The following is a 24,754-nucleotide window of genomic DNA, read 5'->3' as shown; positions in this document are numbered from 1 at the left end:
ACACCGTCCCGCGTACTGGCCGGGGACCGGATTGGGCCGAGAGCGAAAGGTCCAGTATCCTGGCTCTTCGGTCGCGTGTACGTCCGCGATCAACGCTGCCCACGGAACTCCAGGGGTGGCATCCCCTTGAGCTTCGAAGATCGAAAGCAGGAATGGCTCTGAACACCCACCTCGACCACCGCAACCCTCTTGTGTTCGACACACACGAGCTGGGGCGGCGTCCTGGTGCTCTGCAGCGCTTGAACCGCATGATCGACGCCCCCACGGATCTCGGGATCCAGGGAGTCATCGGAGTGCCGGAAGGCACCCCGGTGGAGCTCGAACTCCGCCTTGAGTCGGTCATGGAAGGGGTGCTTGTCACAGGCACCGCCCGTGCACAGGTCAAGGGGGAGTGCGTAAGGTGTCTGGAGCCGCTCGAGCAGCAACTCGAAGCGGAATTCCAGGAGATGTTCTCGTACCCTGACGCCGACGACCGGGGCCGCCCCAAAGCGGAGCCGGTCGACGACGCCGAGGAAGACGAGGACACGCTCTTCATCGAGGACGGTCTGTTCGACCTCGAACCCGTGCTGCGTGATGCGGTGGTGCTCGCACTGCCGATGCAGCCGGTGTGCCAGGACGACTGCCCCGGCCTGTGCTCCGAGTGCGGAGCGCGGCTCGCGGACGACCCGGACCACCACCATGACGCCGTCGACATCCGTTGGGCGGCACTGCAGGGACTCGCCGGTTCACTCGAAGATGGCGAGAAGGACGAGATGAGCGGCGGCGCGCTTCCTTCAGCGCACGCCGACGAGAAGCAGGAGAAGTAGCCGTGGCTGTTCCGAAGCGGAAGATGTCGCGCAGCAACACGCGCCACCGCCGGTCGCAGTGGAAGGCTGCGGTCCCCACCCTGGTTGCGTGCGAGCGCTGCCACGAGCCCAAGCTGCAGCACATCGCGTGCCCTGCTTGTGGCACCTACAACAAGCGCCAGGTCCTCGAGGTCTGAGCGGCTGGTGAGAGGTCTGATGTCTGACGCCAAGGCGGACCCAAACGCCAAGAAAAAGGCGGACAACACAGCCTCGTCCCACACGCTTCTGGAAGGGCGGCTCGGGTACAAGCTCGAGTCCGCCCTTCTGGTGCGTGCGCTGACCCACCGTTCCTACGCGTACGAGAACGGCGGTCTGCCGACCAACGAGCGTCTGGAGTTCCTCGGGGACTCCGTGCTCGGCCTCGTGGTCACGGACACGCTGTACCGCACCCACCCCGACCTGCCCGAAGGCCAGCTGGCCAAGTTGCGGGCCGCGGTGGTCAACTCGCGTGCGCTGGCGGAAGTGGGCCGCGGCCTCGAACTCGGCTCCTTCATCCGGCTCGGCCGGGGCGAAGAAGGCACGGGAGGCCGGGACAAGGCATCCATCCTCGCCGACACCCTTGAAGCGGTGATCGGCGCGGTCTATCTCGACCAGGGTCTGGACGCGGCGGGCGAACTCGTCCACCGGCTCTTCGACCCGCTGATCGAGAAGTCCTCGAATCTGGGAGCCGGCCTGGACTGGAAGACCAGTCTCCAGGAGCTCACCGCGACCGAGGGGCTCGGTGTTCCCGAGTACCTGGTCTCGGAGACCGGCCCGGACCACGAGAAGACCTTTACTGCTGCCGCCCGCGTCGGAGGCGTCTCGTACGGCACCGGCACCGGCCGCAGCAAGAAGGAAGCGGAGCAGCAGGCCGCGGAGTCCGCGTGGCGTGCCATCCGCGCCGCCGCGGACGAACGCGCGAAGTCGGCCCAGGCCGCCGAGGAAGCGGCTCAGGCCGCCGAGCAGACGGCCGAGGTCACCGAGGGGACCGCCGACACCCCCTCGGCTCCGACGAGCGACTCGGCCACGGCCTGATTCCTTCGTAGCACCTTCAAGCATGCGGCCCCTGCCGCGGCGTCAGCGCCGCGACAGGGGCCGCATGCGTCGCGTCCCTGTGCGTCCGGGGCCCTCGTCCGGGTGACGCGAGCACGAGGTAACCTTCGGGCGTCGTTCCCTTGCCCGCCCCCGCGGAGGAGTCCCGTGCCCGAGTTGCCCGAGGTCGAAGTCGTGCGGCGCGGCCTGGCGCGGTGGGTCAGCGGGCGGACCGTGACCTCGGTCGAGGTACGCCACCCACGCGCCGTACGGCGGCATCTCACCGGACCCGAAGGGTTCGCGAAGGCACTCGCGGGCCAGCGCGTCGGACCGGCCATGCGCCGCGGCAAGTACCTGTGGCTGCCCCTCGAGGACTCCCCGTACTCCGTTCTCGCGCACCTCGGCATGAGCGGCCAGCTCCTCGTGCAGCCCGAGGACGCCCCGGACGAGAAGCACCTGCGCATCCGCATTCGCTTCGACGACATCCGGACGCCCGCCCCCGCCGGGGCGGAGGGTACCGAGCTGCGCTTCGTCGACCAGCGCACCTTCGGCGGGCTCTCCCTCCACGAGAACACCCCGGACGGCCTGCCGGACGTCATCGCGCACATCGCCCGCGACCCGCTGGACCCCCTCTTCGACGACGCGGCGTTCCACACGGCCCTGCGTGCCCGCCGTACGACGATCAAGCGCGCCCTGCTCGACCAGTCGCTGATCAGCGGCGTCGGCAACATCTACGCGGACGAGGCGCTCTGGCGCGCCAGACTGCACTACGAACGCCCCGTGGCCGGTTTCACCCGGCCGCGCACCGCCGAACTCCTCGGCCACATCCGCGACGTCATGAACGAGGCCCTCGCCGTCGGCGGCACCAGCTTCGACAGCCTGTACGTCAACGTCAACGGCGAGTCCGGCTACTTCGACCGCTCGCTCGACGCGTACGGCCGCGAGGGCGAGCCCTGCCACCGGTGCGGGACGCCGATGCGGCGGCGAGCCTGGATGAACCGGTCCAGCTATTTCTGCCCGCGCTGCCAGCGCCCGCCGCGCGTCACGCCGTAACGGAGTTCTCGCGGGTCTCGTCGTAGTGCTCGCGGGCCTCCAGGACGTCGTCCATGCGGCCCTCCACGAAGCGGATGAGGGTCAACAGACGCTCGGAGACCTCGTGACCGAGCGGGGTGAGCGTGTAGTCCACGCGCGGGGGGTTCGTCGGCTGCGCCTCGCGGTGCACCAAACCGTCGCGCTCCAGCGCGTGCAGCGTCTGGGAGAGCATCTTCTCGCTGACGCCGTCGACCCTGCGCCGTAGCTCGTTGAAACGGAACGTGCCCTCGTGCAGCGCTCCCAGCGTGAGCGATCCCCAGCGTCCGGTGACGTGCTCCAGCGTGCCCCGGGACGGGCAGCCGCGCGCGAACACGTTGTACGGGAGGTCCTGACACTCACCGCTCTCGGCGGTCTGCACGCTGGGTTCCATGGGGCCACCATACTCCGGCGCAGCGCTAACCATTAGATTGCGCTATCCGATAGTTAGTGCTTACCTTTGGTTTGTCATCACCACCTGGAGGAGTCCCCATCGTGAGCACCCCTGTCCGCACCCCCGTTGTCTCCATCGCCCACCACTCCGGCTACGGACACACCGCCGTGCTCGCCGAGGCCGTTCGCTCCGGCGCCGTCGAGGCCGGTGCCCAGGTGCACCTGATCAACGTCGACGGGATCACCGACGCGCAGTGGGAGCTGCTCGACGCCTCGGACGCGATCGTGTTCGGCTCGCCCACCTACATGGGCACCGCTACCGGCGCCTTCCATGTCTTCGCCGAGGCGTCCTCGAAGCGCTGGTTCGGACGGGACTGGCACGACAAGCTCGCCGCCGGATTCACCAACTCCGGCTCCAAGAGCGGCGACAAGCTGCACACCCTGCAGTACTTCCAGATCCTGGCCGCCCAGCACGGCATGAACTGGATCAACCTCGGTCTGCACCCCGGCTGGAACAGCTCCTCGGCCTCCGAGCACGACCTCAACCGACTCGGCGTCTTCGCCGGCGCCGCCGCACAGACCAACATCGACGAGGGCCCGGAAGCGGTCCACAAGGCCGACATCGCCACGGCGGAGCACCTCGGCCGCCGGGTCGCGGAGGCGGCGCGGGTGGTCGCGCTGGGTCGCGCGGCGGTCGCCGACGCGGCCGCGTAAACGCTTGCGCAAACGTTCGCGCAAAGGGTTGCGTAAGCGTTTACGCGGTCGTTTACGCGGGCGCACCACGAAGCCGCGCCACCTCGTTCGTCGAGGGGCGCGGCTTCGTGGTGCTTCGTGGTGCGGCGGTGCTTCGTCGTGCGGTGAGGGGCGGGCCGTCCGGCTAGTAGCCGAAGTCCTGCGTCCACCAGGGGCCGCCGGTGCCGAGGTGCACACCCACGCCCAAGGTCTTGAAGTCGCAGTTCAGGATGTTGGCACGGTGGCCGGGGCTGTTCATCCAGGCGTCCATGACGGCGGCGGCGTCGGCCTGGCCGCGGGCTATGTTCTCGCCGCCGAGGCTGGTTATCCCGGCCTTGGCCGCCCGGTCCCAGGGGCTGAGCCCGCTCGGGTCGGTGTGGTCGAAGAAGTCGCGCGTGGCCATGTCCTCGCTGAAGGCCTGGGCGAGGTCCGACAGGGCGCTGTTCGCCGCCACCGGACTGCAGCCGACCTTGGCCCGCTCGTCGTTGACCAGCTTGAGCACCTCGACCTCGGCCGCCGTCTGGGCGGAGACATCGATCGGAGCGGTGGTCGTGGGCGCCGTCGTCTTCCGGGCCTGGCCGGGCGGAGTCGCGGGCTTGTGCGGGTTGGCGGTCTTGCCCGGCTTGGTGGTGCTGGGCTCCTGGGAGGGCGCTGTCGTCGGCGCGGCCGAGGAGGTCGAGGGAGCGGCGGACGCCGAGGCGGAGGGCGACGCGGAGCGGTCGGAGCCACGGCTCGTCGACGTGCCTTCACGGCCGCCCGCGCTCGCGCTGCCCGACGTACCGCCCTGCTGGGTCTCGTGGGTGGAGGGGGACCCTACGGCCTGCACGCTGTCGGAGTTGTTGCTGCCACCGCCGAGCGAGTAGTTCTCGGTGCCGGGCAGCACACCCGAAGCGACGGCCACGGTGCCCAGTGCCACGGCTGCGGAGACGCCGAGCAGACCCACGCGTACCGGGATCGCGGTCTTCCGCTTGCGGTGCGAGCGGGCAGCCGGGGTGACGGGGAGGTCGGCGACGGCGGCGTAGCCGTACAGATTCTCCGGGCCGTAACTTTCCGTAGCAGGTCCGCGGGCCTCCGTGACCCCGGTGCCGCGGCCCGTGGCGTCGCGGCCGGCGGCAGAGCGTCCGTGGCGTCCCATCTCCTGGCCTTCCTCATTCTTGGTCAGCGATCCTCACCCGAAAGAGTGAGTTTCATATGAGACTCATTGGGTCGGGACGGTACCTCATGACGGGAGGGGAGGATGTGCTGCGAGAGACTTTGTCCGGTTAGCGTGCACTCATGAACGAGGTTGTGCGGCTGGTCGTCTGGGTGCGCGGACGTGTCCAAGGTGTGGGTTTCCGCTGGTTCACGCGGGCCAAGGCGCTGGAGATCGGCGGCCTGAGTGGCTTTGCTCTCAATTTGGACGACGGACGGGTCCAGGTCGTAGCGGAAGGATCCCAGGCCGAATGTCAGGGGCTGCTCGACTGGCTCCAGGGGGACGACACACCCGGGCGTGTGGACGGAGTCACTGAGATCTGGGACACGCCCCGCAGGATCTACGACGGCTTCGCGATCCGGTGACGGCGACCCGCGCAACGCCCCTGACGGAAGCGGTATGGCATGCCACCGGCACCTGTCAGAAGCAGAAATGACCTGGTGGTTGCCAAGAACGGCTCGGCGTGGCAGGCTCCCGGAAGAAGGATGATCTCCACGCCCCCGGGCCCCGCAGGAGTCGCAGCGCCGCCGTCCGCAGGGCCGCGCGACAGCGGGTTGCCCGCCAATACGGGGCGTGATCGTGTTGACCGTCAAACTTTTTGGTGAGACGCTGAAAGCCCCGCGCACCTTAGCTGTTTGGCATGTGGAACCGCAGCAGGAATTTAGCAAGTGTCAAGCATCGCGGGTGCGATTCCCTCACGACCCACACCGCTTCGGTCGGTCACTCAGTGTGGAGGACCATCCATCATGGCAAAGGCGCTTCTCGGTTACGTCGGCGGTTCCGACCCGCGACTCATCGCCGAGATGCGACGGCTCCAGCAGCGCGTCCAGGACCTCGAATCCGAGCTCGTACGGATTCAGGCCGAGAACGACGCGCTCGCGGCTGCCGCTTCTCACGACTCGCTTCTCGAGAGCATCGACGTACCCCAGGCGGAGCCTGCGCTCACCTGATCACTGCACCGCACTACGACAGCAGTGGTTGGGTTGCCCGTGTCAACCGCTAAGTTGTCAGATTTGCAAGGGACGCCTCTTCGGCGTCCCTTCTTCTTTCCCCCGCGTGTCTTTCCCCCGTGTGCCCTCCCACTCTTTAACGTCTGGTGTGCCCTGCACGTTCATGGGTGAAACCGCGGGTTCATGGAGTGAGACCAGCCCGAAAGGTAGAGTCCGGCGGCGTGCACCTCAAGGCCCTGACCCTGCGCGGGTTCAAGTCGTTCGCCTCGGCGACCACGCTGCGGTTCGAGCCGGGCATCACCTGTGTCGTGGGCCCCAATGGTTCGGGCAAGTCCAATGTCGTGGACGCCCTGAGCTGGGTCATGGGTGAGCAGGGGGCCAAGTCGCTGCGCGGCGGCAAGATGGAGGACGTCATCTTCGCCGGCACCACGGGGCGGCCGCCGCTCGGCCGGGCCGAGGTGTCCCTGACCATCGACAACTCCGACGGGGCGCTGCCCATCGAGTACGCCGAGGTCACCATCACGCGGATCATGTTCCGCAACGGCGGCAGCGAGTACCAGATCAACGGTGACACCTGCCGTCTCCTGGACATCCAGGAGCTGCTGTCCGACTCCGGCATCGGCCGCGAGATGCACGTCATCGTCGGGCAGGGCCAGCTCGACTCCGTCCTGCACGCCGACCCGATGGGACGCCGCGCGTTCATCGAGGAGGCGGCGGGCGTCCTCAAGCACCGCAAGCGCAAGGAGAAGGCGCTGCGGAAGCTGGACGCGATGCAGGCGAACCTGGCCCGCGTCCAGGACCTCACCGACGAACTGCGCCGCCAGCTCAAGCCGCTGGGCCGGCAGGCCGCAGTGGCCCGCCGCGCCGCCGTCATCCAGGCCGACCTGCGCGACGCCCGCCTCCGTCTGCTCGCCGACGATCTCGTACGACTGCGGCAGGCGCTCCAGTCCGAGATCGCCGACGAGGCCGCGCTCAAACAACGCAAGGAAACGGCCGAGGCCGAACTGAAGAGGGCGCTCCAGCGGGAAGCGCTCCTGGAGGACGAGGTCCGTCGGCTCACGCCCCGGCTCCAGCGCGCCCAGCAGACCTGGTACGAGCTCTCACAGCTCGCCGAGCGGGTGCGCGGCACGATCTCGCTGGCCGACGCGCGGGTGAAGAGTGCCACTTCGGCGCCCGCCGAGGAGCGGCGCGGGCGCGACCCCGAGGACATGGAGCGCGAGGCCGCGCGGATCCGTGAGCAGGAGGCCGAGCTCGAAGCGGCCCTGGAGGCGGCCGAGCACGCCCTGGAGGACACGGTCGCGCACCGGGCCGAGCTGGAGCGCGAGCTCGCCGTCGAGGAGCGCCGCCTCAAGGACGTGGCCCGCGCCATCGCCGACCGCCGCGAGGGCCTGGCCCGCCTCAACGGCCAGGTCAACGCCGCCCGTTCACGGGCGGCCTCCGCCCAGGCCGAGATCGACCGGCTCGCCGTCGCCCGTGACGAGGCCCAGGAGCGGGCGTTCGCCGCGCAGGAGGAGTACGAGCAGTTGCAGGCCGAGGTCGACGGCCTGGACGCGGGCGACGCGGAGCTGACGGAGCGGCACGAGGCGGCCAAGCGGGCGCTGTCCGAGGCGGAGGCCGCGCTGAGCGCCGCCCGTGAGGCGGCCACGGCGGCCGAACGCAGGCGCGCCGCGACCCAGGCCCGCCATGAGGCCCTCGCCCTGGGGCTGCGGCGCAAGGACGGCACGGGGGCGCTCCTGGGGGCCAGGGACCGCCTCACAGGGCTCCTCGGTCCCGCGGCCGAGCTGCTGTCCGTCACCCCCGGCCACGAGGTCGCGCTCGCCGCCGCCTTCGGCGCCGCGGCGGACGCCATCGCGGTCACCACCCCGGCCTCGGCCGCCGAAGCCATCCGTCTGCTGCGCAAGCAGGACGCGGGCCGGGCGGCCCTGCTGCTGGCCAGGGCGCCGGAGGAGGCGGGGATTCGGGAAACCAGGGGTATCGACGGCACCGGGCAGCACGGGGCGGCGGGTGACAGCACTTCCCGCACGGTGCCCGGCGCCGGCCACCCCGGGGGGCGTGACGCATCCGGCGGTGCAGGCCCCTTCACGGCATCTGAGGGCGACGCGACTCCAAGGGCCGTCCCGGGGGCCCGGACTCCGGACGTCACCTCCGGTGACGTGGCCCCGCAGACGGCCCCCACCGGGCCGCCGTACGCCGCCGACCTGGTCCGTGGTCCCGCCGAGCTCATGCCCGCCGTACGGCGGCTGCTGCGGGGGATCGTCGTGGTCGGCACCCTGGAGGACGCCGAGGACCTGGTCTACGCGCGGCCGGAGTTGACCGCGGTCACCGCGGAGGGGGACCTGCTCGGAGCGCACTTCGCGCATGGTGGGTCCGCCGGAGCGCCCAGCCTTCTCGAAGTACAGGCGTCCGTCGACGAGGCGGCGGCCGAGCTCGAGGAGCTCGCCGTGCGCTGCGAGGAACTCGGCGCGGCGCAGCACCGGGCCGCCGAGGAGCGGGGGGAGCGGGCCGCGCTCGTCGAGGAGCTGGGGGAGCGGCGGCGGGCCGCCGAGCGGGAGAAGTCGTCCGTGGCCCAGCAGTTGGGGCGGCTGGCCGGGCAGGCGCGCGGTGCGGCCGGGGAGGCCGAGCGGAGCACCGCCGCCGCGGCGCGGGCGCAGGAGGCGCTCGACCGGGCCGTGGAGGAGGCCGAGGAACTGGCCGAGCGGCTGGCCGTGGCCGAGGAGATGCCCGTCGAGGAGGAGCCCGACACCGCGGTACGGGACCGGCTCGCCGCGGACGGGGCCAACGCGCGGCAGACCGAGATGGAGGCCCGCCTCCAGGTGCGTACGCACGAGGAGCGGGTGAAGGGGCTCGCGGGACGGGCCGACGGACTCGACCGGGCCGCGCGGGCGGAACGGGAGGCACGCGCGCGTGCGGAGCAACGACGGGCCCGGCTGCGGCACGAGGCGACGGTGGCCGAGGCGGTCGCCTCCGGAGCGCGGCAACTCCTCGCGCATGTCGAGGTGTCGCTGCGCCGGGCCGAGGAGGAGCGCACCGCCGCCGACACGGCCAAGGCCCGCCGTGAGCAGGATCTTGTCGCCGCGCGCAACGAAGGCCGTGACCTCAAGGCCGAGCTCGACAAACTCACGGATTCGGTTCACCGCGGCGAGGTACTCGGCGCGGAGAAGCGGCTGCGGATAGAGCAGCTGGAGACGAAGGCGCTGGAGGAGCTCGGTGTCGAACCGGCGGGGCTTGTCGCGGACTACGGTCCGGGCCAGCTCGTGCCGCCCTCGCTCCCCGCCGAGGGTGAGGAACTGCCCGAGGATCCCGAGCACCCGCGCAATCAGCCCCGGCCGTTCCACCGTGCCGAGCAGGAGCGACGGCTCAAGTCGGCCGAGCGGGCCTACGCGCAGCTGGGGAAGGTCAATCCGCTGGCGCTGGAGGAGTTCGCCGCGTTGGAGGAGCGTCACAAGTTCCTCAGCGAGCAGCTGGAGGACCTCAAGAAGACGCGGGCCGATCTGCTGCAGGTGGTGAAGGAGGTCGACGAGCGCGTCGAACAGGTCTTCACGGAGGCGTACCGGGACACCGCACGTGAGTTCGAGGGCGTCTTCAGCAGGCTGTTCCCGGGAGGGGACGGGCGGCTGATCCTGACCGACCCCGACAACATGCTCACCACGGGTGTGGACGTCGAGGCGCGGCCCCCCGGCAAGAAGGTGAAGCGGCTGTCCCTGCTGTCCGGTGGGGAGAGGTCCCTCACCGCCGTCGCGCTCCTTGTGTCGATCTTCAAGGCGCGACCCAGTCCGTTCTATGTGATGGACGAGGTGGAGGCGGCGCTCGACGACACCAACCTGCAGCGGCTGATCCGGATCATGCAGGAGCTGCAGGAGGCCTCGCAGCTGATCGTGATCACGCACCAGAAGCGGACGATGGAGGTCGCCGACGCGCTGTACGGCGTCTCCATGCAGGGCGACGGTGTGTCGAAGGTCATCAGCCAGCGGCTCCGCTAGATGCGTGTAGCGCACACCGGTCATGACCTGGGCTTCTAGTTTGATTCAAGTAGTGAACGCATGATGACCCCTCGAGTGCGAAAAAGTCACAGCTGTCGAACTGTTGACTTCAGAACTTGAAGGCATAGTCTCTGCAACGTTGCTTTTACCTTCAGGTGGTGGGCAGTGCGAAGTTATGCGGCACTGGTACCACCGAAGGGCTTGCCCCCACACCCCCCCGGCAGCGAGGCCGGGTGGCCCGAGGAGTTACACGTGACCAGCACCGCGCAGGCGCCCCGACCAGGAGCCAGGACGGCTCATCCCGAACATCTCGGGCATGTCATCTTCATCGCGGCGGCGGCCGCTATGGGCGGCTTCCTCTTCGGTTACGACAGTGCCGTGATCAATGGTGCCGTCGAGGCCATCCGAAGCCGCTACGACATCGGCTCCGCGACCCTGGCCCAGGTCATCGCCATCGCGCTGATCGGCTGCGCCATCGGCGCGGCGACCGCGGGCCGCATAGCCGACCGCATCGGCCGCATCCGGTGCATGCAGATCTCCGCCGCCCTCTTCACGGTCAGCGCCGTCGGTTCCGCGCTGCCCTTCGCGCTGTGGGACCTCGCCTTCTGGCGCATCATCGGCGGATTCGCCATCGGTATGGCCTCCGTCATCGGCCCCGCCTACATCGCCGAGGTCTCCCCGGCCGCGTACCGCGGACGACTGGGCTCCTTCCAGCAGGCCGCGATCGTCGTCGGCATCGCCATTTCGCAGCTGGTCAACTGGGGCATCCTGAACGCCGCCGGCGGTGACCAGCGCGGCAAGCTGATGGGCATCGAGGCCTGGCAGGTCATGCTCGGCGTCATGGTCGTCCCGGCCGTCCTCTACGGTCTGCTCTCCTTCGCGATCCCCGAGTCGCCGCGCTTCCTGATCTCCGTGGGCAAGGAAGAGCGCGCCCGCGAGGTGCTCAAGGAGGTCGAGGGGGACAAGATCGACCTGAAGGCCCGCGTCGCCGAGATCGAGCACGCCATGAAGAGCGAGCACAAGTCGACCTTCAAGGACCTGCTCGGCGGCGGCTTCTTCTTCAAGCCGATCGTCTGGATCGGTATCGGCCTCTCGGTCTTCCAGCAGTTCGTCGGCATCAACGTCGCGTTCTACTACTCCTCGACGCTGTGGCAGTCGGTCGGTGTCGACCCCTCGCAGTCGTTCTTCTACTCGTTCACGACGTCGATCATCAACATCGTCGGCACCGTGATCGCCATGATCTTCGTCGACCGGATCGGCCGTCGGCCGCTCGCGCTCATCGGCTCCGTGGGCATGGCCATCGGCCTCGCGCTGGAGGCCTGGGCCTTCTCGTACGACCTCGTGGACGGCAAGCTGCCGGCCGCCCAGGGCTGGACCGCCCTGATCGCCGCGCACGTCTTCGTCCTCTTCTTCGCCCTCTCCTGGGGTGTCGTGGTCTGGGTCTTCCTCGGCGAGATGTTCCCGAACAAGATCCGCGCCGCCGCCCTGGGTGTCGCCGCCTCCGCGCAGTGGATCGCCAACTGGGCCATCACCGCGAGCTTCCCGTCGCTGGCCGACTGGAACCTCTCCGCGACCTACGTGATCTACACGATCTTCGCCGCGCTCTCCATCCCCTTCGTGCTCAAGTACGTCAAGGAGACCAAGGGCAAGACGTTGGAGGAAATGGGCTGAGCCTCCTGAAGAGGCCCCGAGACTCGAGGAGAAGGGCCAAGTCCCCGCTGCCCCTCTCCTCGTACCCGTAAGACGTACTGCCCCGGCTCACTCCCCGAGCCGGGGCAGTACGTCTTCGCAGAACAGGTGCAGGCTGCGCCAGCCCTCGTCGATCGGCATCCCGCCGGACAGCGGGTGCAGCACGTGGTTGTCGAGACCCTGCGCCACGCACTGGTCGGGCGTGAGGATCCGGTACACGCCCTCCGCGCGCAGTTCCTCCACCGTCGTGGCCGCCGACTTCACCGCCGAGCGGATGTCACCGGACTGCCAGGAGGCGTACGTCCGCGCCTCGTGCAGGAAGTGCCCGCCGTACTCGGCCCACGCCCGGTCCGGGTCCTCGGCGATGTGCAGCAGCGGGGTCTCGGCGGCGGGCATCATGGTCCAGCCCTCGGTGCCGTACTCGACGAGCCGCTCCTTGTAGTACGCCTCCAGCTCGGGGAGGTGCGCGCTGGGGAAGAACGGGAGCCCGAGCCGGGCGGCGCGCCGGGCCGCGGCCCTGGACGAACCGCCGACCAGCAGCAGGGGGTGCGGATCGGAGAACGGGCGCGGTGTGACGCGTACCGTACGGTCCCGGTAGGTGAACTCCTCGCCGGTCCACGCCTTCAGCACCGTCTCCAGGAGCTCGTCCTGGAGTGCCCCGCGCCGCTTCCAGTCGACGTCGAACAGGGCGTACTCCTCGGGCCGGTAGCCGATGCCCGCGACGGTGACGAGGCGGCCGCCGCTGAGCAGGTCGAGTACGGCGATGTCCTCGGCGAGGCGCAGCGGATCGTGCAGCGGGCCGATGACCGCGGAGACGGTGACGGCGAGGTGGCGGGTCGCTCCGAAGACCGCGCCCGCGAACGCGAACGGCGAGGGCAGCCAGTTGTTGGCGACGCCGTGGTGTTCCTCGGTCTGCACGGTGGTGATGCCGCGGTCGTCGGCGTAGGCGGACATCTCGATGGCCGCCTTGTAGCGGGCGCTCAGCGACGCGGGGGTGGCGGCGGGGTCGACGAGGTTGAAGCGCACGACGGTTACGGGCATGGAAGCCCCCCTTCGGTGTGGAGGGGGACGGTAGCTGACAGGGCGTCAGACAGCCATAGTCGCGGAACCTTTCGCGGGCTGCGCCGCGGGCGCCACCGCGGGCTTCGGCAGCACCACGTACAGCAGGAAGGAGACCGCGCTGGTCGCCACCCAGCCGAGGCCGTACTCGCCGACGGGGTTGTTCGACGCCAGCGGACCCGTGAACCAGTCGGACGTGGTGAACAGCAGGCCCGAGCCGAGCCCCAGCGCCCACGCGGCGACCGCGGCCGGGCTGAAGCCGCCCCGGTACCAGTAGGCACTGGTGCGCGTGGTGTCGAGCAGGGCCTTGGCGTCGTACTCCACGCGGCGCACCATGTCCGCGCCGAAGACGCCGACCCAGGCCGAGAACGCGACCGCGAGCAGCGACAGGAACGCGATGAACGAGCTCGCGAAGGAGGTCGCCACCAGCATCAGGACGCCGCCGAGGACCAGCGAGATCACGGCGTTGACCAGGACCGCCCACTGCCGCGGCACCTTGATGCCGAGGGTCTGTGCGGTGAAGCCCGCCGAGTACATCGACATCGCGTTGATCAGCAGAACGCCGACCAGGGCGATGAGCAGGTAGGGCACCGCGATCCACAGCGGCAGGGTCGCGCCGAGGAAGGAGACCGGGTCGGCGGTCGAGGCCAGGCCCGGCGTCGAGACCGCCATCACGGCGCCCATCAGGATCAGGGGGAGTACGACGATGCCGGCGCCGCCCACGGAGTTGCGGACGATCGCCGCCGACGAGGCCGTACGCGGCAGATAGCGCGTGAAGTCCGGCGCCGTCGGCGCCCAGCTGATGCCGCCCGCCGCGATCAGACCGACCCCCGTGATCATCAGGGAGGCAGGGCCCGCGGGCCGCCCGAAGACACTGCCCCAGTCCGTGTCCGCGACGAGATGTCCGAGAACGAGCACGGAGAAGCCGCCGAAGAGGCACGTCGCCCACCTGCTGCACGTCCGGACGGCGCTGATGCCGAGGCCCGAGATCGCGAACGTCGCGACCACGAAGAACAGCAGCGTCGCGACGATCAGGAACGTGTTGCTCCTGATGCCGAAGACCACGTTCAGGACGGTGAGCAGGGCGTAGGAGCCAGTCACCGCGTTGATCGTCTCCCAGCCCCAGCGGGCGATCCAGATCAACGAACCCGGCAGCAGATTTCCGCGCTGGCCGAAGACCGCGCGGGACAGGGTCATACCGGGAGCGCCGCCCCGCTTGCCCGCGATGCCGACCAGACCCACCAGGCCGTACGACAGGATCGGCGCCGCGAGGCCGACGACCAGGGCCTGCCAGAAGTTGAGTCCGTAGGCGACGGCCAGGGTCGCGCCCATGGCCGGCAGCAGGACGGTGATGTTGGCGGCGATCCAGGTGGGAAGGAGTTCGCGGGTCTTCGCGTGCCGCTCGGAGTCGGGGACGGGCTCGATGCCCCGGGTTTCCAGAACGTGGTGCGCGTGTGTGTCGAGGGCGCCATCGGAGCGGTCGGTGGTCCTCATGGAAATTAAGCATACTTTGTCTTGTTTTTATGCTTTTACGATGCATGTTCTCGGAGGAAGCCACGGAATCCCTCCGATGACACGGAGAATCCCTCCGGAGAGGGGGATGGCTGATACTGGGGAGCGTTATGGAAACCGTCATCCTTGCTGTAGTCATCGCCGTGGTCGTGATCGGCGCACTCGGCGGGCTCCTCATCGGCAGTCGCCGCAGGAAGCCGCTGCCCCCGGCGCCCCCCACGACGCCCGACATCACCGCCCCTCCGGCCGAACCGCACGTCGGCGACGAGGCCGAGACCCCGCGCGACGAGGCGCGCCGGACGATAGAGGAGGTGGATCTCCCCGACGGCTCGGCGACGGCGCCGGTCGCCGTCGAGGAACCCTCGCCCATTGTCGAAGCTCCCGCGATCGAGATCCCGGAGCCGACCGCCGGGCGCCTGGTGCGGCTGCGTGCCCGCCTCTCCCGCTCGCAGAACGCGCTCGGCAAGGGGCTGCTCACGCTCCTCTCGCGCGAGCACCTCGACGAGGACACCTGGGAGGAGATCGAGGACACCCTGCTCACCGCCGACGTCGGCGTGCAGCCCACTCAGGAGCTGGTCGAGCGGCTGCGTGAGCGCGTGAAGGTGCTCGGTACGCGAACGCACGACGAGCTGCGCACCCTGCTGCGCGAGGAGCTGCTGCAGCTCCTCGTCCCCGAGTTCGACCGGGAGGTCAAGACCGACTCGCCTCTCGACACCCCGGGCATCGTGATGGTCGTCGGTGTCAACGGCACCGGGAAGACCACCACCACCGGCAAGCTCGCCCGTGTACTCGTCGCCGACGGCAAGAACGTGGTGCTCGGCGCCGCCGACACCTTCCGCGCCGCCGCCGCCGACCAGCTGCAGACCTGGGGCGAGCGCGTGGGCGCCCGTACCGTGCGCGGCCCCGAGGGCGGCGACCCCGCCTCGATCGCCTTCGACGCGGTCAAGGAGGGCATCGAGGAGGGTGCCGACGTCGTCCTCATCGACACCGCCGGACGACTTCACACCAAGACCGGCCTCATGGACGAGCTCGGCAAGGTCAAGCGTGTCGTCGAGAAGCACGCCCCGCTCGACGAGGTGCTGCTCGTCCTCGACGCCACGACCGGCCAGAACGGTCTGGTGCAGGCCCGCGTCTTCGCCGAGGTCGTCGACATCACCGGCATCGTGCTGACCAAGCTCGACGGCACCGCGAAGGGCGGCATCGTGATCGCGGTCCAGCGCGAGCTGGGGGTGCCGGTCAAGCTGGTGGGTCTGGGCGAGGGCGCGGACGATCTGGCGCCGTTCGAGCCGGAGGCGTTCGTTGACGCCCTTATCGGAGAGTAGTCAGCCTACTGACGTTCAGCAGGTTGCAAGAAGCGCTCGCCCCCAAGGTGCAGTTGGAGGCGGGCGCTTCGTCATGTGTCGGTCATCTCGGCAGCGGCAGCGGCAGCGGCAAGGGCTACGCGCGCGACCGGTGCGCCACATACGCCAGCGTCCCCAGCAGCAACCGTGCCTGCGGCGGCTTCGTCGCCGAGTCCAGGGCGGGGGAGCGCAGCCAGCGGACCGGGCCGAGGCCGGCGCGGTCGGAGGGCGGGGCGGTGACGTACGTACCGGGGCCGAGGCCGTGCAGGTCGAGGGAGGCGTCGTCCCAGCCCATCCGGTAGAGCAGCTCGGGGAGCTCGGCCGCGGCGCCGGGGGCGAGGAAGAAGTGGGCCCGGCCGTCCGGGGTCGCGGTGACCGGCCCGGTGGGCAGCCCCATCCGCTCCAGGCGGACCAGCGCGCGGCGCCCGGCGGCCTCGGCGACCTCGATCACATCGAACGCGCGGCCGACCGGCAGCATCACCGCGGCACCGGGGAACTCGCTCCAGGTCTCGGAGACCTCGTCGAGGGTGGCGCCCGCTTCGAGCAATGGCGCGAAGTCCAGCGGATGCGCCCCCGGCGCGGGGCAGTCGGTCCTGCCGCACGAGCACGTGCCCGCGGCGGCCCGGGCGCCGGGGACCACGTCCCAGCCCCACAGCCCGGTGAACTCGGCCACGGCGGTGCACTCCGACGAGCGGCCGCGGCGACGGGTGCCGGGCCGGCTTTCGCGCATCCCCCGACTGCTGCCGATCGTGAAGCCCATGCCCCCTCCAACGGGTCCGACGTGCCGATGGTTACGCGATGAACGCGGCGCGTCACTCAGTGTGTTCATGTCTCCGGGTGTCGCGTGGCTGCCGACGCGATCCTGGCGGCGTCTGGAAGTGTCCTGGGTGGTGCGCTCGGCGGCGTGCGCCCCCGAATGCATCGTTCCGCCACTTCTGGCTGCCCTATGTCAAGTGAATCGCGTACAGGTGATCCGGAGTTCATTCGAAGGGGTGGCGAATGGTGGCGTTTCCGGGATCGCCATGGCTGGACGCGTGATCGTAGGATTACTTTGAGTGCACGAGCCCTGGGGACGTATGCACTCGTGGGTATGCCGGAGGCAAGTCGGCTTCCCGTTCGAAGGGTGAGAACTACCGGACGTGCGGCCGTATTTACCGGCATTCTGATAGGGCTTGGCGCACGCAGCGTACAAGTGGTCTCAGGGATGGGGGCGTTCCAGTGGGCGGCAACGGCGGAAGCGGTATGAACGCTGACAAGCGCCCGAATGAGCTGTTGGGCTCGTGGTTCGTGCGCAGTGGCTGGTCGAAGGGCGAGCTGGCGCGGCAAGTGAACCGAAGGGCCCGCCAGTTGGGGGCCAATCACATCTCCACGGACACCTCCCGGGTGCGCCGCTGGCTGGACGGCGAGAATCCGCGCGAGCCGATTCCGCGGATCCTGTCCGAGCTGTTCTCCGAGCGGTTCGGCTGTGTGGTCGCCGTCGAGGACCTCGGTCTGCGCGCCGCCCACCAGTCACCGTCCGTGTCGGGTGTCGACCTGCCCTGGACCGGCCCCCAGACCGTGGCGCTGATCAGCGAGTACTCGCGCAGTGACCTGATGCTGGCGCGGCGCGGCTTCCTCGGCAGCTCGCTGGCCCTCGCCGCGGGCCCGGCCCTCATCGAACCCATGCAGCGCTGGCTGGTGCCCTCGCCCGTCGCGCCCCAGGAGGAGCCCGAGTCCCCGGCCGCCGCCCGCCGCCCCGGCCGGCTCTCCCAGCCCGAGCTGGACCTCCTGGAGTCCACCACGGTGATGTTCCGCCAGTGGGACGCCCAGTGCGGCGGCGGCCTGCGCCGCAAGGCGGTCGTCGGCCAGCTGCACGAGGTGACCGACCTGCTCCAGGAGCCGCAGCCCGGGGCGACCAGCAAACGCCTGTTCAAGGTCGCCGCCGAGCTCGCCGAGCTGGCGGGCTGGATGAGCTACGACGTGGGACTGCAGCCCACCGCGCAGAAGTACTTCGTGCTCGCCCTGCACGCCGCCAAGGAAGCGGGCGACAAGCCGCTGGGCTCGTACATCCTCTCCAGCATGAGCCGCCAGATGATCCACCTCGGCCGGCCCGACGACGCGCTCGAACTCATTCACCTGGCGCAGTACGGAAGTCGTGACTGCGCGAGCCCGCGCACCCAGTCCATGCTGTATGCGATGGAGGCCCGCGCCTACGCGAACATGGGCCAGCCCGGAAAGTGCAAGCGGGCCGTCCGGATGGCCGAGGACAGCTTCGAGGACGTTCACGAGTGGGACGACCCGGACCCCGACTGGATCCGCTTCTTCTCGCCGGCCGAGCTGCACGGCGAGAACTCGCACTCCTACCGGGACCTGGCCTATGTCGCGGGCCGCAGTCCCACGTACGCCTCGCTCGCCGAGCCCCTGATGCAGCGGGCCGTCGACCTCTTCGCCAAGGACGGCGAGCACCAGCGTTCGTACGCACTCAATCTCATCGGCATGGCCACCGTGCACCTGCTGCGGCGCGAGCCCGAGCAGAGTGCGGTATTGGCCAAGGATGCGATGGCGATCGCCAAGAAGGTGCGCTCCGAGCGCGTCAACACTCGTATCCGAAAGACGGTCGACACGGCCGTCCGTGACTTCGGTGACCTCGCCGAGGTCGTGGACCTCACCGAGCAGCTCGCCGTCGACCTTCCGGAGACCGCGCAAGCGGTCTGAGCCCGGGCCGCGCAAGCGGTCCGATCCCAGTACCCCGGCCACGGCCGGTCGTCCCGAACTGCCCGACTCGGCTCCCCCATGCCAGGTCATCGGACGACCAGCCGTGGCCGGTTTGTTTGCCTTCTGGGAAGGTTGCGCCACGATAACGATCGCTCCGCCCGGCATCAGGCAGTTCATGGACGCGTAACACACGAGGTGCCTTCGTCACTGCGGCGAAACATCGAGGGGCGTCGACGGAAACCGCGCTGCGTCAATCTCATGGCGCATAACCGGCCCACCCCTCATGACCGCTCAGGCTTCGCCCGCACGGGGCCGTACCAACGACGAGGAGACGCCGATGGCACCAGCCATCACGCTAGCCGCAGAAGCTCCCAAGCTCTCGGCCGCCAACACCGGGTTCATGCTCATCTGCTCCGCCCTGGTGCTGATCATGACCCCCGGCCTCGCCTTCTTCTACGGAGGCATGGTCCGTGTCAAGAGCACCCTGAACATGCTGATGATGAGCTTCATCAGCATGGGGATCGTCACGATCCTGTGGGTGCTGTACGGCTTCTCCCTCGCCTTCGGCACGGACAAGGGTTCGTTCATCGGCTGGACCTCGGACTGGGTCGGCCTCAGCAACATCGGCCTGACGGAGCTGTGGCCGGGCTACACCATCCCGATCTTCGTCTTCATGGTCTTCCAGCTGATGTTCGCCATCATCACGCCCGCGCTGATAAGCGGTGCGCTGGCGGACCGGGTGAAGTTCACGGCGTGGTCGCTGTTCATCGCGCTGTGGGCCACGGTCGTCTACTTCCCGGTCGCCCACTGGGTCTGGGGCACCGGCGGATGGGCCTTCGACCTGGGCGTGATCGACTTCGCCGGTGGTACGGCGGTCCACATCAACGCGGGTGCCGCGGCGCTCGGCGTGATCCTCGTCATCGGCAAGCGCGTCGGCTTCAAGAAGGACCCGATGCGTCCGCACAGCCTCCCGCTGGTGATGCTCGGCTCCGGTCTGCTGTGGTTCGGCTGGTTCGGATTCAACGCCGGCTCGTGGCTCGGCAACGACGACGGCGTCGGCGCGCTGATGTTCGTCAACACGCAGATCGCCACCGCGGCCGCCATGCTGGCCTGGCTCATCTACGAGAAGATCCGCCACGGCGCGTTCACCACGCTGGGCGCCGCCTCCGGCGCGGTCGCCGGTCTGGTCGCCATCACCCCGTCCGGTGGTGCGGTCTCGCCGCTCGGCGCGATCGCCGTCGGCGCCATCGCCGGTGTCGTGTGCGCCATGGCGGTGGGCCTCAAGTACAAGTTCGGCTACGACGACTCCCTCGACGTGGTCGGCGTGCACCTCGTCGGCGGTGTCATCGGCTCCCTGCTGATCGGCTTCTTCGCCAGCGGCAAGGGCCAGTCCACGGTCGAAGGCCTCTTCTACGGTGGCGGTCTCACCCAGTTCTGGAAGCAGTGCGCCGGTGTCTTCGCCGTCCTCGGCTACTCCCTGGTCGTCTCCGCGATCCTCGCCTACATCATCGACAAGACGATGGGCATGCGGGTCACCGAGGACGAGGAGATCGCGGGCATCGACCAGGCCGAGCACGCGGAGACCGCATACGACTTCAGTGGAGCGGGCGGCGGCATCGTCGGCGGCTCGGTTTCCGCCCTCGCGGGTACGGAGAGCAAGAAGGTGGACGCATGAAGCTCATCACCGCCGTCGTGAAGCCCCACCGGCTCGACGAGATCAAGGAGGCCCTGCAGGCCTTCGGGGTGCACGGTCTGACGGTCACGGAGGCCAGCGGTTACGGTCGGCAGCGGGGACACACCGAGGTCTACCGTGGTGCCGAGTACACCGTCGACCTCGTCCCCAAGATCCGCATCGAGGTGCTGGCCGAGGACGACGACACCGAGCAGCTGATCGACGTCATCGTGAAGGCGGCCCGCACCGGCAAGATCGGTGACGGCAAGGTGTGGTCCCTCCCGGTCGAGACGGCCGTCCGGGTCCGGACCGGCGAGCGCGGCCCGGACGCGCTCTAAACAGAAGATCAGAACAGGAGCCACTGGGTGACGAGTACGGAGATGCGCACGGAAGCAGAGGACTCGGGACCCAGCGGCTACGCGGCGGCCCGGCTGCGCCTCCTCCAGGAGGGGGCGCAGTCCGGGCCGCCGCGCCGTGCTGCCCTCGCCGAACTCACGGACGAGTGGCTGACCGGCCTGTTCGGCGCGGGAGCCGAGGGACTGCGCGGTGTCTCACTCGTCGCCGTCGGCGGCTACGGCCGCGGTGAACTCTCCCCACGCAGCGATCTCGACCTGCTGCTCCTGCACGACGGCGGTGACTCGGGCGCGGTCGCCGCCCTCGCCGACCGCGTCTGGTACCCCATCTGGGACCTCGGCCTGGCCCTCGACCACTCGGTCCGTACGCCGGGTGAGGCACGTAAGACCGCGGGCGACGACCTCAAGGTGCAGCTCGGCCTGCTGGACGCCCGCCACATCGCGGGCGACCTCGGCCTCACCGCCGGACTGCGGACGGCCGTCCTCGCCGACTGGCGCAACCAGGCGCCGAAACGTCTCCCCGAACTCCAGGAGCTGTGCGCGGAGCGCGCCGAGCGCCAGGGCGAGCTGCAGTACCTGCTGGAACCCGACCTGAAGGAGGCCCGCGGCGGCCTGCGCGACGCCACCGCCCTGCGCGCCGTCGCCGCCTCCTGGCTCGCGGACGCGCCCCGTGAGGGCCTCGCGGACGCCCGCCGCAGGCTCCTCGACGTCCGCGACGCCCTCCACCTGACCACCGGCCGCGCCACCGACCGCCTCGCGCTCCAGGAGCAGGACCAGGTCGCCGCCGAACTCGGACTCCTGGACGCCGACACCCTTCTGCGCCAGGTGTACGAGGCCGCGCGCGTCGTCTCGTACGCCAGTGACGTCACCTGGCGCGAGGTGGGGCGCGTGCTCAAGTCGCGCGCCGTGCGGCCGCGGCTGCGCGCCATGCTCGGCGGCGGGCCCAAGCCCGCCGCGGAGCGCTCACCGCTCGCCGAGGGCGTGGTCGAGATGGACGGCGAGGTGGTGCTCGCCCGCGCCGCACGGCCCGAGCGCGACCCCGTGCTCCCGCTGCGTGCCGCGGCCGCCGCCGCACAGGCCGGGCTCCCGCTCTCCCTGCACGCCGTACGGCGCATGGCAGCCGTCGCGCGCCCACTGCCCACACCCTGGCCCGCCGAGGCCCGGGAACAGCTCGTCACGCTCCTCGGCTCGGGCCGCCCGACCATCGAGGTCTGGGAGGCACTGGAGGCCGAGGGCCTGATCACCCGGCTCCTGCCCGACTGGGAACGCGTGCGCTGCCGCCCGCAGCGCAACGCCGTGCACATCTGGACCGTCGACCGCCACCTGATCGAGACGGCCGTCCGCGCCTCCGAACTCACCCGGCGGGTGGGCCGCCCCGACCTCCTCCTCGTCTCCGCCCTGCTGCACGACATCGGCAAGGGCTGGCCCGGCGACCACTCCGTCGCGGGCGAGATCATCGCCCGGGACGTGGCCGCCCGCATCGGCTTCGACCGTGCGGACGTGGCGGTGCTCTCCACCCTCGTACGCCACCACCTGCTGCTCATCGACACCGCGACCCGGCGCGACCTGGAGGACCCGGCGACCGTCCGCTCGGTCGCCGAGGCCGTCGGATCGCAGGGCACCCTCGAGCTGCTGCACGCCCTCACCGAGGCGGACGCGTTGGCCACCGGGCCTGCGGCCTGGTCCTCCTGGCGCGGATCCCTCGTCGCCGACCTGGTCAAGCGGGTCGCCGCCGTGCTCGCCGGAGACGTCCCCGAGGAGCCGGAGGCCACCGCGCCCACGGCCGAGCAGGAGCGGCTCGCCATCGAGGCGCTGCGCACCGGCGGGCCCGTACTGGCACTGCGCGCACAGACCGAACCGCCCACCGAGGAGGAACCCACCGGCGATCCGGAGCCCCTGGGCGTCGAACTGCTCATCGCCGTACCCGACCAGCCCGGAGTGCTCCCCACGGTCGCTGGTGTCCTCGCGATGCACCGCCTGACCGTGCGCACGGCCGAGCTGCGTGCCCTGGACCTGCCCGACGGCGTCGAGGGCTCGGTGCTGCTGCTCAACTGGCGGGTCGCCGCCGAGTACGGCTCCCTACCCCAGGCCGCCCGGCTGCGCGCCGACCTCGTGCGCGCCCTGGACGGGTCCCTGGACATCGCGGCCCGGCTCGCGGAGCGCGACGCCGCCTATCCGCGCCGCCGGGGCACGATCGCGCCGCCGCCCAGGGTGACGGTCGCCTCGGCCGCCTCCCGCCACGCGACGGTCATCGAGGTCCGCGCCCACGACGCTCCTGGCCTGCTGCACCGCATCGGCCGGGCCCTGGAGGAAGCGAGCGTACGGGTGCGCAGCATGCACGTGTCCACCCTCGGTGCCAACGCCGTGGACGCCTTCTACGTCACCGGCCCCAAGGGCGCGCCCCTGCCGGCGGAGGAGGTGGTCTCGGTGGCGCGTGGGCTGGAGGAGATGCTGCGGGGGTGACCTCGCGGTCCTGTCCGCGTTCACAGAACGCGGTCCCTGTCCGGTATTCACACCGGGCAGGGGCCACCAACCCTTTTCGGGCAGATACCCTGGAGGGCAACCCAACCGCCCCCGACTCCGAGGACCGACGCCACCGTGTTCGATACCCTCTCAGACCGCCTGAGCGCGACTTTCAAAAACCTCCGCGGGAAAGGCCGGCTCTCCGAGGCGGACATCGACGCCACGGCCCGCGAGATCCGTATCGCGCTCCTTGAAGCCGATGTGGCCCTGCCGGTCGTCCGGACGTTCATCAAGAACGTGAAGGAGAGGGCACTCGGGAGCGAGGTCTCCAAGGCCCTCAACCCTGCCCAGCAGGTCCTGAAGATCGTGAACGACGAGCTCGTCACGATCCTCGGCGGCGAGACCCGCCGCCTGCGGTTCGCCAAGAACCCGCCCACCGTGATCATGCTCGCGGGTCTGCAGGGCGCCGGTAAGACCACGCTCGCCGGAAAGCTCGGCAAGTGGCTCAAGGACCAGGGCCACTCCCCGCTCCTGGTCGCCGCCGACCTCCAGCGCCCGAACGCCGTGGGCCAGCTCAGCGTCGTCGCCGAGCGCGCCGGTGTGGCCGTCTACGCCCCCGAGCCGGGCAACGGCGTCGGCGACCCGGTCAAGGTCGCCAAGGACTCCATGGAGTTCGCGAAGACCAAGGTCCACGACATCGTGATCGTGGACACCGCCGGCCGCCTCGGCATCGACCAGGAGATGATGCAGCAGGCCGCGGACATCCGCGACGTCGTCTCCCCGGACGAGATCCTCTTCGTCGTCGACGCGATGATCGGTCAGGACGCGGTCAACACGGCCGAGGCCTTCCGCGACGGCGTCGGCTTCGACGGCGTCGTCCTGTCGAAGCTCGACGGTGACGCCCGCGGTGGTGCCGCGCTCTCCATCGCCTCGGTCACCGGCAAGCCGATCATGTTCGCGTCGAACGGCGAGAAGCTGGACGACTTCGACGCCTTCCACCCGGACCGGATGGCCTCCCGCATCCTCGACATGGGTGACCTGCTCACACTGATCGAGCAGGCGGAGAAGACGTTCAGCCAAGAAGAGGCCGAGAAGATGGCCTCCAAGCTGGCGTCCAAGAAGGGCCAGGACTTCACCCTGGACGACTTCCTGGCCCAGATGGAGCAGGTCAGGAAGATGGGCAGCATCAGCAAGCTGCTCGGCATGCTCCCGGGCATGGGCCAGATCAAGGATCAGATCAACAACCTCGACGAGCGCGACGTCGACCGTACGGCCGCCATCATCAAGTCGATGACGCCGGGCGAGCGCCAGGAACCGACGATCATCAACGGCTCGCGCCGCGCCCGTATCGCCAAGGGCTCGGGTGTCGAGGTCAGCGCGGTCAAGAACCTGGTGGAGCGCTTCTTCGAGGCCCGCAAGATGATGTCCCGCATGGCCCAGGGCGGCGGCATGCCGGGAATGCCCGGGATCCCGGGCATGGGCGGCGGCCCCGGCCGCGCCAAGAAGAAGCAGAAGGTCGCCAAGGGCAAGCAGCGCTCCGGCAACCCGATGAAGCGCAAGCAGCAGGAGGACGAGGCCGCGGCGCGCCGTGAGGCCGGTGCCCAGTCGGGCGGCGCCTTCGGTCTGCCCGCCGGGCAGCAGGCTCAGGACTTCGAGCTGCCGGACGAGTTCAAGAAGTTCATGGGCTGACGGTTCGTTTCCGTACGGGGTCGTTCTCGTACGTCACTGGGGGCGCCCCTCGCCGGAGGGGTGCCCCCAGTGGTTTTTCTGCGCATGCTGGCAGGCATCTCGTGTCGTAACG

Annotated in this window: 20 protein-coding genes; 15 read left to right on the top strand and 5 right to left on the bottom strand. The window is 69.8% G+C overall.

The features are described 5' to 3' along the window. Positions 1-152: 152 nt before the first annotated feature. The 4 genes from OG819_RS04225 (at position 153) to mutM (ending at position 2,909) form a co-directional block, all read left to right on the top strand. The gene (locus tag OG819_RS04225) at positions 153-806 is read left to right on the top strand and encodes a YceD family protein (RefSeq protein ID WP_266648077.1); all 654 of its coding nucleotides are present in this window, start codon (positions 153-155) and stop codon (positions 804-806) included. A 2-nt stretch (positions 807-808) separates the two neighbouring features. Then, a complete protein-coding gene (rpmF, locus tag OG819_RS04220; protein WP_006139588.1) occupies positions 809-982 on the top strand; it encodes a 50S ribosomal protein L32 in 174 nt (57 codons plus the stop codon). 19 nt (positions 983-1,001) lie between these two features. Then, positions 1,002-1,859, top strand: coding sequence for a ribonuclease III (gene rnc, locus OG819_RS04215; RefSeq protein ID WP_266629024.1), 858 nt, complete (start codon positions 1,002-1,004; stop codon positions 1,857-1,859). Between the two features lie 165 nt (positions 1,860-2,024). Beyond that, the gene (gene mutM / locus OG819_RS04210; RefSeq protein ID WP_266430942.1) at positions 2,025-2,909 is read left to right on the top strand and encodes a bifunctional DNA-formamidopyrimidine glycosylase/DNA-(apurinic or apyrimidinic site) lyase; all 885 of its coding nucleotides are present in this window, start codon (positions 2,025-2,027) and stop codon (positions 2,907-2,909) included. On the opposite strand, the gene OG819_RS04205 is transcribed toward mutM, so the two are convergent. Continuing rightward, a complete protein-coding gene (locus tag OG819_RS04205) occupies positions 2,899-3,318 on the bottom strand; it encodes a helix-turn-helix domain-containing protein (RefSeq protein WP_266629025.1) in 420 nt (139 codons plus the stop codon). The genes mutM and OG819_RS04205 overlap by 11 nt on opposite strands. 101 nt (positions 3,319-3,419) lie before the next feature. On the opposite strand from OG819_RS04205, the gene OG819_RS04200 reads away from it, so the two are divergent. After that, positions 3,420-4,031 carry a flavodoxin family protein gene (locus tag OG819_RS04200; protein ID WP_266629026.1) on the top strand — a complete coding sequence of 204 codons (612 nt, stop codon included), beginning with the start codon at positions 3,420-3,422 and terminating at the stop codon, positions 4,029-4,031. A 163-nt stretch (positions 4,032-4,194) separates the two neighbouring features. On the opposite strand, the gene OG819_RS04195 is transcribed toward OG819_RS04200, so the two are convergent. Continuing rightward, positions 4,195-5,184, bottom strand: coding sequence for a CAP domain-containing protein (locus tag OG819_RS04195; protein WP_266648076.1), 990 nt, complete (start codon positions 5,182-5,184; stop codon positions 4,195-4,197). Positions 5,185-5,324: 140 nt separating this feature from the next. Between OG819_RS04195 and OG819_RS04190 the strand changes: the two genes are divergently transcribed. From OG819_RS04190 to OG819_RS04175, 4 genes are all read left to right on the top strand, one after another. Next, positions 5,325-5,606, top strand: coding sequence for an acylphosphatase (locus tag OG819_RS04190; RefSeq protein WP_266629028.1), 282 nt, complete (start codon positions 5,325-5,327; stop codon positions 5,604-5,606). Positions 5,607-5,987: 381 nt separating this feature from the next. After that, positions 5,988-6,191: a hypothetical protein gene (locus OG819_RS04185; RefSeq protein WP_028802434.1), complete on the top strand. Its 204-nt coding sequence runs from the start codon at positions 5,988-5,990 to the stop codon at positions 6,189-6,191. Positions 6,192-6,412: 221 nt separating this feature from the next. Beyond that, on the top strand, positions 6,413-10,171 hold the full coding sequence (locus tag OG819_RS04180; protein WP_266648075.1) for an AAA family ATPase: 3,759 nt from the start codon (positions 6,413-6,415) through the stop codon (positions 10,169-10,171). A gap of 252 nt (positions 10,172-10,423) precedes the next feature. Beyond that, on the top strand, positions 10,424-11,842 hold the full coding sequence (locus OG819_RS04175) for a sugar porter family MFS transporter (protein WP_266586143.1): 1,419 nt from the start codon (positions 10,424-10,426) through the stop codon (positions 11,840-11,842). Between the two features lie 87 nt (positions 11,843-11,929). On the opposite strand, the gene OG819_RS04170 is transcribed toward OG819_RS04175, so the two are convergent. Together OG819_RS04170 and OG819_RS04165 are read right to left on the bottom strand one after the other, a co-directional pair. Further along, positions 11,930-12,901 carry an LLM class flavin-dependent oxidoreductase gene (locus OG819_RS04170; RefSeq protein ID WP_266430921.1) on the bottom strand — a complete coding sequence of 324 codons (972 nt, stop codon included), beginning with the start codon at positions 12,899-12,901 and terminating at the stop codon, positions 11,930-11,932. 45 nt (positions 12,902-12,946) lie between these two features. Next, positions 12,947-14,413, bottom strand: a complete 1,467-nt coding sequence (locus OG819_RS04165) for a cytosine permease (protein ID WP_266648073.1) — start codon at positions 14,411-14,413, stop codon at positions 12,947-12,949. Between the two features lie 128 nt (positions 14,414-14,541). Between OG819_RS04165 and ftsY the strand changes: the two genes are divergently transcribed. Beyond that, on the top strand, positions 14,542-15,753 hold the full coding sequence (gene ftsY / locus OG819_RS04160) for a signal recognition particle-docking protein FtsY (RefSeq protein ID WP_266629032.1): 1,212 nt from the start codon (positions 14,542-14,544) through the stop codon (positions 15,751-15,753). 115 nt (positions 15,754-15,868) lie between these two features. Here the strand turns inward: ftsY and OG819_RS04155 are convergent, their stop codons facing one another. Further along, on the bottom strand, positions 15,869-16,531 hold the full coding sequence (locus OG819_RS04155; protein ID WP_266648071.1) for a bifunctional DNA primase/polymerase: 663 nt from the start codon (positions 16,529-16,531) through the stop codon (positions 15,869-15,871). Positions 16,532-16,989: 458 nt separating this feature from the next. Between OG819_RS04155 and OG819_RS04150 the strand changes: the two genes are divergently transcribed. The 5 genes from OG819_RS04150 to ffh all read left to right on the top strand — a co-directional run bounded on the left by OG819_RS04150 (position 16,990) and on the right by ffh (position 24,642). Continuing rightward, entirely contained in the window at positions 16,990-18,465 is a 1,476-nt protein-coding gene (locus OG819_RS04150; protein WP_266648069.1) for a hypothetical protein, read from the top strand. 337 nt (positions 18,466-18,802) lie between these two features. Then, positions 18,803-20,140 (top strand): ammonium transporter, encoded by a 1,338-nt coding sequence (locus OG819_RS04145; RefSeq protein WP_266648068.1) that lies wholly within the window; start codon positions 18,803-18,805, stop codon positions 20,138-20,140. Further along, positions 20,137-20,475: a P-II family nitrogen regulator gene (locus tag OG819_RS04140; protein ID WP_123997477.1), complete on the top strand. Its 339-nt coding sequence runs from the start codon at positions 20,137-20,139 to the stop codon at positions 20,473-20,475. The genes OG819_RS04145 and OG819_RS04140 overlap by 4 nt, the downstream gene beginning before the upstream one ends. A gap of 27 nt (positions 20,476-20,502) precedes the next feature. Then, positions 20,503-22,953 (top strand): [protein-PII] uridylyltransferase, encoded by a 2,451-nt coding sequence (locus tag OG819_RS04135; RefSeq protein WP_266648067.1) that lies wholly within the window; start codon positions 20,503-20,505, stop codon positions 22,951-22,953. Positions 22,954-23,088: 135 nt separating this feature from the next. Then, complete coding sequence (gene ffh, locus OG819_RS04130) at positions 23,089-24,642, top strand: signal recognition particle protein (RefSeq protein WP_266648066.1); 1,554 nt, start codon at positions 23,089-23,091, stop codon at positions 24,640-24,642. Positions 24,643-24,754 lie beyond the last annotated feature (112 nt).

This window comes from Streptomyces sp. NBC_01549 (assembly GCF_026339955.1).
In the GTDB taxonomy this organism is placed as follows: domain Bacteria; phylum Actinomycetota; class Actinomycetes; order Streptomycetales; family Streptomycetaceae; genus Streptomyces.
Note: the sequence above shows the minus strand (reverse complement) of the source record. Positions and strands in the feature narration are given on the sequence as shown.

Coding starts and splice junctions, on each gene's coding strand:
- OG819_RS04225 (WP_266648077.1), top strand. CDS start 153: ATGGCTCTGAACACCCACCTCGACCACCGCAACCCTCTTGTGTTCGAC.
- rnc (WP_266629024.1), top strand. CDS start 1,002: ATGTCTGACGCCAAGGCGGACCCAAACGCCAAGAAAAAGGCGGACAAC.
- OG819_RS04205 (WP_266629025.1), bottom strand. CDS start 3,318: ATGGAACCCAGCGTGCAGACCGCCGAGAGCGGTGAGTGTCAGGACCTC.
- OG819_RS04195 (WP_266648076.1), bottom strand. CDS start 5,184: ATGGGACGCCACGGACGCTCTGCCGCCGGCCGCGACGCCACGGGCCGC.
- OG819_RS04190 (WP_266629028.1), top strand. CDS start 5,325: ATGAACGAGGTTGTGCGGCTGGTCGTCTGGGTGCGCGGACGTGTCCAA.
- OG819_RS04185 (WP_028802434.1), top strand. CDS start 5,988: ATGGCAAAGGCGCTTCTCGGTTACGTCGGCGGTTCCGACCCGCGACTC.
- OG819_RS04170 (WP_266430921.1), bottom strand. CDS start 12,901: ATGCCCGTAACCGTCGTGCGCTTCAACCTCGTCGACCCCGCCGCCACC.
- OG819_RS04165 (WP_266648073.1), bottom strand. CDS start 14,413: ATGAGGACCACCGACCGCTCCGATGGCGCCCTCGACACACACGCGCAC.
- ftsY (WP_266629032.1), top strand. CDS start 14,542: ATGGAAACCGTCATCCTTGCTGTAGTCATCGCCGTGGTCGTGATCGGC.
- OG819_RS04155 (WP_266648071.1), bottom strand. CDS start 16,531: ATGGGCTTCACGATCGGCAGCAGTCGGGGGATGCGCGAAAGCCGGCCC.
- OG819_RS04145 (WP_266648068.1), top strand. CDS start 18,803: ATGGCACCAGCCATCACGCTAGCCGCAGAAGCTCCCAAGCTCTCGGCC.
- OG819_RS04140 (WP_123997477.1), top strand. CDS start 20,137: ATGAAGCTCATCACCGCCGTCGTGAAGCCCCACCGGCTCGACGAGATC.